The organism is Polyangium jinanense (genome assembly GCF_028435365.1).
This window is the reverse complement of the sequence record NZ_JAGTJJ010000033.1, coordinates 119,642-131,108: the sequence shown is the minus strand read 5'-3', so window position 1 is coordinate 131,108 and position 11,467 is coordinate 119,642. Positions and strand designations below refer to the sequence as shown.

The following is an 11,467-nucleotide window of genomic DNA, read 5'->3' as shown; positions in this document are numbered from 1 at the left end:
TCCTGGTCACCGACCCGAACAAGAATCGCACCGCGGTGCAGCTCGACGAGCTCGGGCTGGTCGTGGCCACGGCGGTCATGGGCAAGGTCGGCGCGGCAGAAGGGGACACGCTCGCGGAGCCGACCACTACGTTCGAGTACGACCTCGAGCGGTGGTGGAAGGACAAGAAGCCGAACGTCGTCCACGCCGCGGCGCGGGAGCGGCACGGGGATCTCGCCACGCCCTGGCAGCACAGCTACACGTACCTCGACGGGCTCGGGCGCGAGGTCATGAAGAAGGTCCGCGCCGAGGCCGGGCCCGCGCCGAAGCGGGACCAGAACGGCATCCTGGTCAAGGCTGCGCAGGGGCAGCTCGTCCTTGAGAACACGACCGTCCGCTGGGTGGGGACGGGACGCACCGTGTTCGACAACAAGGGCAACGCGGTCAAGAAGTACGAGCCCTTCTTCAGCGCGACGCACGAGTACGAGAACGAGAAGGAGCTCGTCGAGTGGGGCGTGACGCCCATCCTCCGGTACGACCCCCTCGGGCGCCTCATCAGGACTGACCTGCCGAACGGCACGTTCTCCCGCGTGGAGTTCACGCCCTGGAGGGAGACACGCTGGGACGAGAACGACACGGTTCTGGAGAGCGCGTGGTACGCGGACCGGCAGGCTGGCGCCTCACCCTCACCGCCGGCCCAGGAGCAGCGCGCCGCCCTGCTCGCCGCCAAGCACGCCGGCACCCCCGCGGCGCTTCTCCTGGATGTCTTGGGCCGGCCGGTCGTGAAGGTCGAAGACAACGGGGCCTCGGGGAAGTACACGACCACGACGACGCTCGACATCGAGGGCAACCCGCTCGCCGTCATCGACGCCCGAGGCAACACGGCGGTGACGCAGCTCTTCGACATGCTGAGCCGGCCGCTCAGCCAGAAGAGCATCGACGCGGGCGAGCGGTGGACCTTCTTCGACGTGCTCGGCAACCCGATCCGGAGCTGGGACAGCCGCGGGCATGTCGTCCGCTCGGTCTACGATGCTCTTCACCGGCGCACGGAGCTCTGGGTGCAGAAGGATGCGGGCGCGGAGATCCTGGCGGAGAAGACGAGCTACGGCGAAGGGCAGCCGAACGCGCAGGCCGCGAACCTGCGCGGGAGGGTCTACCAGGCCAGGGACGGCGCCGGCCTCGTCACGCACGTGGCCTACGACTTCAAGGGCAACCCGCTCGAGGTGCAAAGGCAGCTCGCCAAGAACTACAAGGGCGACATCGACTGGTCGGCCTCGCCGGTGCTCGAGGCGGAGACGCTCGTCCAGAAGGCACAATACGACGCGCTCAACAGGCCGACGAGCCTCACCACGCCGGACCAGAGCGAGGTTAGGCCGAAGTACAACGAAGCCAGCCTGCTCGAGCAGGTAGAAGTGCGGCTGCGGGGGGCGATCAACTGGTCGACGTTCGTCGATAACATCGATTACGACGCGAAGGGGCAGCGAGAGAAGATCGTCTACGGAAACGACGTCGTCACCGAGTACAGCTACGACCCGCTCACGTTCCGGCTGACGCGGATCAAGACGATCAGGCCGTCGGACGGGGCGCTGCTACAAGACCTTCGCTACATCTACGACCCCGTCGGCAATATCGTTGAGATCGCGGATCACGCGCAGAAGCCGCTCTTCAACAACGGGCCTGTCGAGCCGGTCTGGAAGTACGAGTACGACGCCTTGTACAGGCTGCTCGAGGCGACCGGCCGCGAGCACGCGGGCCAGAACGCGGACATCCAGCAGGACGAGGGCGGCTTCCCGCTGCTCAACGTGCCGCATCCGAACGATCCGCAGGCGCTCCGGAACTACACCGAGCGCTACAAGTACGACGCGGTCGGCAACATCGAGAAGATGATCCACGAGGTCGTGGGCCTCTCGGGGAGCTGGACGCGCCGCTACGACGTCGCGCCAGAGAACAACCGGCTGCTCCGCACAAGCCTACCTGGTGACGCGGACGGGGACTTCTCGGCGAAGTACAACCACGACGCCCACGGGAACATGACCTCGATGTCGCACCTGCCGAGCATCGGGTGGGACTTCAAGGACCAGAAGCGCGAGGTCAACAAGGGCGGCGGCGGCAAGGTGTACTTCACGTACGACGCCGTTGGGCAGCGCGTCCGGAAGGTCTGGGAGCACAACGGCATCGTCGAGGAGCGGATCTACCTCGGTAGCTTCGAGGTCTACCGGAGGCGCGAGGCCGGCTCCCTGGTCCTCGAGCGCGAGACGCTCCACGTGATGGACGGGGCTCAGCGCGTCGTCCTGGCCGAGACGAAGACCGTGGACACCTCGGTGCCGAACCTCGTGGTGTCGTCGCGCGTGCGCTACCAGCTCGGCAACCACCTCGGATCGGCCGCGCTGGAGCTCGACGAGGCCGGCTTGGTCATCTCCTACGAGGAATACTACCCTTTCGGGACGACGGCCTTCCACGCGGCGGCGAGCGGCGTGGAGGTGAGCGCGAAGCGGTATCGGTATACGGGCAAGGAGCGGGACGAGGAGACTGGGCTCTACTACCACGGGGCGAGGTACTACGCGCCGTGGCTCGGGCGGTGGACGAGCGCAGACCCGACGGGGATGGTGGATGGCCCGAATCTGTATGCGTATGGCCGAAATAACCCCCTCCGCTTTGTAGATCCGGATGGGCGCCAGGCGCTTGTCAAGCAGACAATGGTACGTCCTCCGCGGACGCCCGCTGATGTGCAGGCGGAGCATCGGGCGCAGCAGATGGCGCGGTCATCTCCCCCGCCGCCTCCATCCCCGCCAGAGCCAGAATCACCGCCCACGGTGACGCCACAACCGAAGCCGGCGCCAGAGAGAAAGCCCGTTGCCGAATTGAAAGTAAGCGAGAAGCTTGTCGACTGGGTCAAAAACCAAGAGCAATGGCACGATAACCCTATCGCGTTGCACGCCACCGTGGCGTGGGGGCACAAAATATCGACAGAGCGCGATTTGGAGCGGCTGGAGAAAATCTACGGAAAGGGGGCGACGATCAAGAAAGGCGACCCACGCGCGGAGGTGATGCTTCGTTCAGACCTGAATGCCCAGCTCACAGTGCTGGCTCGTATGCTCAAGGTGCCGCTAGCGCAACACGAGGCAGATGCGCTTGCCAGTCTTGCGTTTAACGGGGCCCTGTTCCGGAGCAAGGTCATCATCGAGAAGCTCAATGCGGGTGCGAGTCGTGTAGAGATCGCGGAGCAGATGTTTGGCAATATCGCGACATCCGAGGGGCCGGGCGGCGTGGAGACTGGTCAGAAGGCCACGGTATCCCGGGGATTGATTGTACGGCGAATCGGGGAGATTCGGATGTTTCTCGAAGCAGTGTACGAGGGACGAAACAGGGAGGTGGACGATTTGGCGCGGGACATCGCGAAAGACTACAACCAAGGCGTGCGCAAGGGTTTCATCGAACGCATCACCGCGCGGAAGCAGTCGGTACCCCGATGACGTCGGAACAACTGCGTCCATGGTTTATAGCGCCGTTTGCGTGCACGGCCTTTACTCTGCTTGCCTGCAACGCACGACTATGCGGTAGCGTCGGGCCTCCCGGCAGCACAACTCCGCCGTCGCCAACGACGACCGGTGCCAGCACCATTGCAGGCGCCGAATCAATGAACGGTGGCGAAACTTCTTCAACCGCAAGAAATGTCGATGCTGATGTGTGCGCGCTCGTCGCGGAAAGGATCCACCTCGTCATCCGGACGAGGCATGCGCCGCGTGACCTGGTTACAGGGAAAGCGCTATCGTGTGACGAACCGACTCGCCCGGCAGTTTGCGGCACGGCGTGGGCTGACGAGATTGGACTCCTCGGCATCGCCTTCCCGCAGAGCGGTCCAGGTGCATTTTTCTTCTTCGACCTGAACGATGAACCCGTCAGCAAAAAGCGCCTTACGTGCAACACGATCGGCTTAACGGCCAATGCGTGGCCGGAACCGGGCGTTGAACGCTGCGCGACAGTCAAACAAGGCCCACTAGCGGAAATGACGGTTATGGTCGATAGTCGGTGCGACGGATTGAGGATGACGGTCTTCGACAAGGCGTACAGCTTGAAGGATCCAACCGCAGAGCGTGTGACGGACTGCGACAAACCTTCAGCCGAACGCCTGGCTGGGCCAGAACTGCTGTGCAAACGTATGAACGAATAGGAGCGGCGCACCGGTGTGTCTGACGTCGCATCGGAGGCGCACGCGGAGCTGATCGGCGCATTGGCCCTGGCGTTAGAATAAGGGCGGCCAAGGAGGCCCGAATGAACCTTCGTCACGTCGTCGCGGCGATCTCCCTCGCACTACTTCTCGCCGGCCTCGGGATCTTGCCTTCATGCAGCAGCGCTTCCTGCGACGGCGGCGGTGAGGGCTGCCCGTGTACGACAGGGGTTGAGTGCGGCAGGCCGCCCGCCTGCACGGGCTGGATCTGCGACGGCACCTGCCACAGCTTCAACGAACGCGTGGGCTTCCGCTGCATGATGGATTCCTGCCCAGGCCCGGACAAGTGCCCCGGCGTGTGCGACGGCGCGGGCACGTGCATCGGGTGCCTGCAGGACGCGGACTGCAAGCCGGGGCATACCTGCGAGTCCGGGAACGTGTGCTCGCGGTGCGACGACGGCGTGAAGAACGGGGACGAGACCGACGTCGACTGCGGCGGGTCGTGTCCTCTCTGCCCGGGGACGTGCAACGTGGACGCGGACTGCCCGGGTGGGTACTGCTGGGATGGCCTGTGCGCTCGGTGTGACGACGGGATCCAGAACGGAGACGAGACCGGCATCGACTGCAGCAACTCCGGTGGGCGCTGTCCGATCTGCTTCGGACCATTCTGCGAGACGAACGCCGAGTGCGCGAGTGGCGCGTGCGAAGCCGGCGTCTGCTGCGCTAAACCGTGCCCCCTTTGTTACGATTGCGGTTTTCCCTACGGCGAATGTGTTCCTCGGGCATATGGGACCGGCGACGGCAAAAACGCTCCCGACCCTACGATTGTATGCGCAGGCAATTACATGTGTGATGGCAAGGGACGGTGCGCGTTGAAGTACAACCAGCCCTGCACACAAAACGAGGACTGCGCGTCAGAGTCGTGCGTCAATGGTATCTGCAATTGATAGGCAGTTGATGTCGAGCGCCGTCATGGTGGCGGCACCAATTCAGGGACGCAGCAGAATGTCACTGGCGCCGCGGTCCAGGGCTCGCCGATAATCTCGCCCCCGCTGGGCACGCACGTGCCAGCCTGAGCGGAAAGGACCTCGGCAGTCTGGCTTTCGAGGGCGGTTCCACTCGTCAGGTCGACGCACTTCGGCCCCTCGGTCGACGGGAGGACGAGACTCCCTCGTTCGTTCCCACATGCCTCGTCGGCGTACGCCTTGACCCGCACCTCGCAGAAGCCGTCTTGCGGCGCACCGCAACTACACGCCGAGCAGGACCTCTTGTCCTCCACTTCTATCCAGCCGGTATGCCGATCCGACCACGCCTCTGGGCATGCCAGGCCAGCCTCGAGCCCATGCGCGACGAGGCAGAGCCGGAACCCAGGGGGAGTCTTCGGGATGCACACCTGGAACCCTCCACAGGTTCCAAGGCTCGCCGACACGTACTCGATCACCTTCGTGCGTGTAGGCGGCGGCAAGGGCAGGCCCTCCGGCGGCATCGCCGGCTCAGGCACGCACGGCGCGACGACGGGCGGCTCAACCACCAACGACCGAACGCATGGCATGCCGTCGCACACGGCACCCGCGGGGATCTTGGTTGATGACGTGCAGGACCCGTCCCATCCGACCGGAGGGTCAAACGGCGTGACGTACGGGGACGAAAAGTCTTGGCAAGCGGTCGAGTTGGCATCCCACGAGCCCGGCAAGAGGCAGCCCTGCGGCGGCGCCGCGCAAGAGCAGACAGGACAAACGGGTTCGGCGAACACGACATCGACCCAACTCTCCCAGGCCACGTCGGCGAGTGGAGCGGGCGGTTGATCGGTCTCCTGCCCCATCCACACGAACGAAGGGAAGTGGTCGAACCCGCCGCCGCCAGGTGACACGCACTGCGCATGATCGGGGCACCCAGACGACGAGCCCGCTTCTGGACCTCCGTCATCGTCGCCCGCGTCGACATCATCGCCGGCATCCACGTCGGCATCATCGCCTGCATCGGGCGGGCACGCGTACTTCTCCCCCGGCGGGCCACAGCACGGGACCTCTTCGTCGGCATCGTTGTAACAGATGGTGTAGCCCTCGGTTACCGCGACGCAGCTCTCTGCGTCGCAGGCAGCGAGCCCGAAGGCGATCAACGTGCCGAGGTACGAGGCGAAGGTCCTGAACGCACGCACGCCGTAAAGGCTAGTCCTCGAATCCGGGCACCGTCAACGTTCGGACCCGAGGGACAAACCGACGCTGTGCACTGTCGTGTGCCACCAACGCTTGCGCCCCACGCGCCCCACGGGCATGCTCTGCGCCGGGGACAAACCTGCTCTCTCAGGTCATGCGGGACGCCTCTTCACGCCCTTTCAGGGCGCGCTTCTTGCTCATCGCGGCCCTGCTCTGTGGCACCTCGGAGGCGACGGCGCAGTCGCCCGAGGTGCTGCCGTGGCGCCTCGACTACGCCCCCGGTCCTGACGCCCCGAAGAACTGCCCGGACAAGAGCTACATCAAGGCCGCCCTCGCCACGAAGCTCAAGGGCCACGATCCCTTCACCGACGACGCGCCGCGCTCCATCTCCGTGAAGTTGGTGCTCACGCCGCAGCGGATCGAGGCGCACATCGAGGCCCGCGACGAGAACGGGAAGGTCGTCGCCAACCACGTCACGCAGGCGGAATCTTGGCGATGCGATCAGCTCGCTGATCGAGCCGTCTTCTACTTGCGCGACATCATCGACCCACTGACCATCCCGTCCGCGGCACCCGCGGCGTCGAGCTCGTCTGCGCCGCCTGCGCCCTCCGCGCCTCCGTCAGCCGCTACGCCCCCGGCTCCCGCTCGCGTCGAGCTGCTTCAACCTGCCGCACGCCCCTCGGCGCCGAAGGTCCCGGCGCGCTCAGCAGGGCTGCCGCAGCTTGCCGTCTACGCGAACATGGGGGCAGCGTGGTGGAGTACGCCCGAAACCGCCTTGAGCCTCGCGGCGGGCGTCGAGGGGCGGTGGAAGCGGATCTCCATCGGTGTCGAAGGGCAGTACGATCACGCCTGGGCCCTGCCGACGAAGCTCGACGTGGAGGCTGAACGCGCGGGCCTGGCCGCCCTGGCATGCGGGCGCCATGAGCTCCTCGCTCCCCGCGTTTTCGCCCGCGTATGCGTCTTTGGCGACGTGGCACTGCTGTCGCTCGACGCCCCGAGAATCAAGATCATCAACGATGATGCCTTCGTAGTTGACCTCGGCGCGCGGGTCGGCGGAGAGCTCCGGCTGGCTCGCTTCTTGGGCCTCCAGCTACACGGGGACATCGCCTACGTGGCGCGTCAGCGTGTGTTTATCGTCGACGGCGAGGAACTCTGGCGCTCTCCTCGCCTCACCGGCGCGATCCGGGTCGGCCTGGTTGTTCCCTTCGACATCCGGTGAAGTAGCCTTCGAGCAGAAAGCCGTACGATTTATTGGACGGGGCGCCCATCTCGGCGCGTGTTTGTACTCGTGCGCCTCCTCCTCCCGTTCCTGCATCACGCCAGCGACGCCTTTCTCCGCTTCTACACGGCGCACCTCCTGACCGTTCTCGGGATCCTGGCGCGGATGGGCGTGCGCCAGGCGGATGTCGACGACCTCGCGCAGCTCGTCTTCGTGAAGGTCTACAAGAACTTCGACAAGGTCCCATCCGCGGGAGTCGAGGACTGGCTTGAGATGATCTGCAAACATCAGGCGGCGGAGCACTACCGTCTCTACCGCCACCGCTTCGAGACGCCCGAAGCAGACGTCGGCGTGGACGTGCCCAGCGACGAAAACCCGCACGAGCGCTTCGAGCATCATGAGCTCGATCAGGTCGTCAAACGCGTGCTTCAGACCATGGACGCGCAGCTCGTCGACGTACTCGTCAGGGCCGAGTTCAACGGGGAGTCGCTACCGAAGATCGCCGCGGCGCTCGGGGTCTCGCGCAATACCGCGCAGGCCAGGCTCGTCGAGGCCAAGGACGTCTTCCGGCGCAGGGTGAAGAAGCTGTTCGGCCGGGATTTCACGCCGTTCATGCTGCTGCCCTTCGGCCTGGACACCGTCTTCCGGCCCGAGGACCTCACGCCCGACTTCATCGAGAATGCACGGCGCGAGGTCTGGCGTGGCGTCGCCGGCGAGCTCGGTTTCCACGAGGTACTTCCTCCCGCCTTGGCGCCGAACCCGTCGCCGCCCTCCGAACCGCCGGCTTCGGGCAAGCGGCTCATCCAAGCGGTCGCGCCCACGGGCTCCGGGCCTGCTGCTCGCGCCACGGTGAAGGCGGTGCTCGAGCTCATCAAGCACCCGCTCTTCCTGGTCGGTCTCGGCGCCTTGGGCGGGGGTGGCGCGGTCGCGCTCTGGCCCCGCGACGAGTCACCTGCCGCGCGGCATGTGGTGCCGATGGTGCTCTCCGTCGTGATCGACGAGAGCGGGCGTGGAGAGAGCGCCTCTGCCGTCGCGCCCCCGCCCACCCCAGGCCCGAGTGCGACCGTGGTTGTCGTCGCGCCCCCGCGCCCCTCGCCCGCCGCCGTGCCCCTCAACGACCCGGAGACGACAAACCTCGAACAAGCTCGGGAGATGCTCTCGCGCGGACAGTTCGCCGAGGCGCTCTCCACGCTGCGACAGCATGAACGGGACTACCGGGACAGTCAGCACGCGGCGGTCCGGAACAAGTACATCGCCGCGGCGCTCGAGGGCCTGCGGCAGAACGATCAGAAGAGCGGCACTTCGCCCTGACCCGCCTCTTGCACGGGGGCGTGCACTTTCCTTGGACGGGTCGCCAGTGTCGGCTCGTGTTTAGAAAGTAAGGGACATGCGGCTTCTGTGCCCGGCCATGAGCGCCGGCCTGCGGCGGCGTTTGTCCTCGCGAATCATCATCATCCGCAGACGGCCGCGGTGCAGGGCGCGCATGGGGTGCGTTCGTCGAGGCATACCACCGCGGTCGCCTGGGGATGGTGATATTCGCTCGAAGGAGGTCGCGGGATACAGCTCGCATTCGCTAGCCCAGGTTCCGCGCCCGCCTCCGGGCGATCATCGCTCTGTTCGTCATTCCAGCCGTCCGCGGCGTCTCCCGAGTCGACGTCGCAGAGCCGACGAGGAGCGGCTTCGCGGCTTTTTCAGGTCGCAGACGGCATTCGTGCGCTCGGAGGGGTACATGGCCGACGAGGAAGAAGACGAAGCTGCCACGCGCGTGATGGCGCGCCCGGCTGCGAGCCACGAAGAGAACGACAACGCCCCCACGGCGTTCTTCGTGCGGCCGGCTGCGCCCGCGCCTCCCGCTCCCGCGATGTCGATCCGGGTGAGGCCCTCATGGTGGCGTGTGCTGATCGGCGTCTTGTCCTGCTGGCGGCGCCGCCCTGTAGCAGCGGTTGTCGCTGCTCCGGCGCCGGCCCCTGAACCTGCGCGTCCGGCGGCCTCTGCGTCGACATCGCACGTGCACGTGTCCGCGCACAAGGCGGCGCGCAGGCCCGTCCCCACGCTCGTCTCGCCTCTCTCCCCAGGACGGCGCGCCGTTGTCGACGAGGTGCACACGCTGCTCTGGAGCTTCGAGCCGCACGAGCTGGATGCGACGGCGAAGCTCATCGAGCACATCGTCGCCGCTAGGCTCGCAGGGCCGGAGGGGCGCGTCGAGGCGCAGATCATCTACGCGCTCATGTACATGCGCTCCGACGAAGACGGGGCGGTCGGCCTTGCTGTGCTGCGGGGCAAGCTCCTCGGGATCGCACGATCCGCAGTGGACCAAGCGCTCCTTCATCTCGAAAAGCAAGGCCAGGTTGTACTCCGTCCCGCGGGTCCGATCTCTGGGACACGACAAGTCGCTGCCGGGATCGAACATCCGACACGAGGGCTGCTCGAGCGCGTCGCTCTCGTTGAACAAGCGAGGAGAGCGTCTTGAGCGGGGAGCGCGTCACCACACGTACGCCGGGCGGCGCCGATGCGCAGGCCGCGCCCATCTCGACAAACCCGCGCTCGACGATCCGACCTTGCCCGCCTGCGCCCCCACCTGCCGAGCCTCGACGGCGTCATCGCACGCCGGCCGAGGAGGTGAACGATGTCCTCCGCCAGCTCCGCATCCCCGAGCTCGCTGACGTCCTGCTGTTCGCGCAGCGCACCCTCGCCGCGCGTGATGCAGCTCCAGATCCGGCAGTCGTGAGCGAGATTCTCGCGGTGATGGGCCGGCTTCATCCGGCCTACAAGAACACGCAGGGCGTGCCGCTGCCGATCCTCCGCGGGGCCCTTGTTCAAGTTCCACGCGCGGCGTTCGAGGCGGCTCTACTACACACGGAGCACGAAGGGCGCGTCCGGCTCGTCGCTGCTCCGCTACTCGCGCCCTTCGTCGAACGCGCCGCGGGCATCCACGATCCGAAGCGGGGCTTGCTCTACTTCTGCGCTTGCCCTGCGTCAGCGAGATGAAGGGGCCACATGCCTCGCCGCGCAACCCCGGATCCCCTGGCAATCAAGCTCGGCGCCCGCATCAGGGACCTACGCCTCAAGAAGAACATGTCGCTCGACCAGCTCTCCGCCGCGAGCGGCGTGACGAAGGGGCACCTCTCGAGCGTCGAGCATGGCCGCACGGTGATCAACGTGAGCACCGCCGACAAGATCGCGCGGGGCCTCGGGATGAAGCTGGAGACGCTCGTCCGGTTCCCTGGCGAAAGCCCCCGTCGCGCGCGCGGCGCCCATCGCGGGTAGGGCGATGCCTTCGGTGGAGACCCTGTACAAGGCGCACGCCGACGCGATCCTCGCCAGGCTGCGCCGCCTGGGGATCGAGGGGCCTGCGCTCGAGGACTTGCTCCAGGACGTCTTCGTCATCGCCTTGCAAAGACAGGCGAAGATCCCGCAGGACAACGACAGCGCGAGACGCTGGCTCCTCGACGCAGCGAGGAAGCTGGCCGCGAACTTCCACCGCGTGTACCGGCACAAGTACGAGGGGTTCCGGCCCGATGCGATCGAGGCTGCGGTTGCCGAGCCCGAGGATCCCGAGGGGGCACATCGCGCTCTGCTACCTCGTTCGGACCGCGCTGCGCGAGCTCGCCTGCGAAGACCTTGAACTCCTCCGGCATCACACGCTCGAGGGCGAGTCCCTCACGGAGCTCGCCGCGTGGCTTGGCATCACGAAGCTGGGCACGTGCCGACGGAGCAACCGAAGCCGTCGCGGGCGATGTCGACCACGCCCTCCACGACGCGAACCGGATGTGCCCGAAGTGCGGCGGCGGCCTCAAGGCGCGCGAGGCTGAGGACCTCGCACTCAGTCAACTCCCAACTCCGCCGACAAGGCGCTCGCCTCGCTCAAGCGCCAGCGGCCCGACGTCCTGCTGAGTGACATCGAGATGCCCGGGCAGGACTGCCGCAGCCTCTCCCGCGACGAGG

At 66.4% G+C, this 11,467-nt stretch carries 10 protein-coding genes; 9 read left to right on the top strand and 1 reads right to left on the bottom strand.

What is annotated here, in order from left to right; translation table 11 throughout:
• Window positions 1–35: 35 nt before the first annotated feature.
• The 3 genes from KEG57_RS55830 (at window position 36) to KEG57_RS36265 (ending at window position 5,094) form a co-directional block, all read left to right on the top strand.
• Window positions 36–3,452, top strand: coding sequence for an RHS repeat-associated core domain-containing protein (locus tag KEG57_RS55830; protein WP_272459347.1), 3,417 nt, complete (start codon window positions 36–38; stop codon window positions 3,450–3,452).
• Complete coding sequence (locus tag KEG57_RS36270) at window positions 3,449–4,150, top strand: hypothetical protein (RefSeq protein WP_272459346.1); 702 nt, start codon at window positions 3,449–3,451, stop codon at window positions 4,148–4,150. The genes KEG57_RS55830 and KEG57_RS36270 overlap by 4 nt, the downstream gene beginning before the upstream one ends.
• Window positions 4,151–4,251: 101 nt before the next feature.
• The gene (locus tag KEG57_RS36265) at window positions 4,252–5,094 is read left to right on the top strand and encodes a hypothetical protein (RefSeq protein ID WP_272459345.1); all 843 of its coding nucleotides are present in this window, start codon (window positions 4,252–4,254) and stop codon (window positions 5,092–5,094) included.
• Window positions 5,095–5,117: 23 nt separating this feature from the next.
• Here the strand turns inward: KEG57_RS36265 and KEG57_RS36260 are convergent, their stop codons facing one another.
• Window positions 5,118–6,305 carry a hypothetical protein gene (locus tag KEG57_RS36260; RefSeq protein WP_272459344.1) on the bottom strand — a complete coding sequence of 396 codons (1,188 nt, stop codon included), beginning with the start codon at window positions 6,303–6,305 and terminating at the stop codon, window positions 5,118–5,120.
• 152 nt (window positions 6,306–6,457) lie between these two features.
• On the opposite strand from KEG57_RS36260, the gene KEG57_RS36255 reads away from it, so the two are divergent.
• The 6 genes from KEG57_RS36255 (at window position 6,458) to KEG57_RS36230 (ending at window position 11,147) form a co-directional block, all read left to right on the top strand.
• Window positions 6,458–7,522 (top strand): hypothetical protein, encoded by a 1,065-nt coding sequence (locus KEG57_RS36255; protein WP_272459343.1) that lies wholly within the window; start codon window positions 6,458–6,460, stop codon window positions 7,520–7,522.
• A gap of 69 nt (window positions 7,523–7,591) precedes the next feature.
• Window positions 7,592–8,833 (top strand): sigma-70 family RNA polymerase sigma factor, encoded by a 1,242-nt coding sequence (locus KEG57_RS36250; protein WP_272459342.1) that lies wholly within the window; start codon window positions 7,592–7,594, stop codon window positions 8,831–8,833.
• Between the two features lie 418 nt (window positions 8,834–9,251).
• Window positions 9,252–9,992, top strand: coding sequence for a hypothetical protein (locus KEG57_RS36245; protein ID WP_272459341.1), 741 nt, complete (start codon window positions 9,252–9,254; stop codon window positions 9,990–9,992).
• Window positions 9,989–10,510, top strand: a complete 522-nt coding sequence (locus KEG57_RS36240) for a hypothetical protein (RefSeq protein WP_272459340.1) — start codon at window positions 9,989–9,991, stop codon at window positions 10,508–10,510. Before KEG57_RS36245 ends, KEG57_RS36240 begins: the two co-directional genes overlap by 4 nt.
• Window positions 10,511–10,519: 9 nt before the next feature.
• Window positions 10,520–10,789, top strand: coding sequence for a helix-turn-helix domain-containing protein (locus KEG57_RS36235; protein ID WP_272459339.1), 270 nt, complete (start codon window positions 10,520–10,522; stop codon window positions 10,787–10,789).
• Window positions 10,790–10,802: 13 nt separating this feature from the next.
• Window positions 10,803–11,147 (top strand): sigma factor, encoded by a 345-nt coding sequence (locus tag KEG57_RS36230; protein WP_272459338.1) that lies wholly within the window; start codon window positions 10,803–10,805, stop codon window positions 11,145–11,147.
• Window positions 11,148–11,467: the final 320 nt, after the last annotated feature.

Coding starts and splice junctions, on each gene's coding strand:
- KEG57_RS36270 (WP_272459346.1), top strand. CDS start 3,449: ATGACGTCGGAACAACTGCGTCCATGGTTTATAGCGCCGTTTGCGTGC.
- KEG57_RS36235 (WP_272459339.1), top strand. CDS start 10,520: ATGCCTCGCCGCGCAACCCCGGATCCCCTGGCAATCAAGCTCGGCGCC.
- KEG57_RS36245 (WP_272459341.1), top strand. CDS start 9,252: ATGGCCGACGAGGAAGAAGACGAAGCTGCCACGCGCGTGATGGCGCGC.
- KEG57_RS36265 (WP_272459345.1), top strand. CDS start 4,252: ATGAACCTTCGTCACGTCGTCGCGGCGATCTCCCTCGCACTACTTCTC.
- KEG57_RS36255 (WP_272459343.1), top strand. CDS start 6,458: ATGCGGGACGCCTCTTCACGCCCTTTCAGGGCGCGCTTCTTGCTCATC.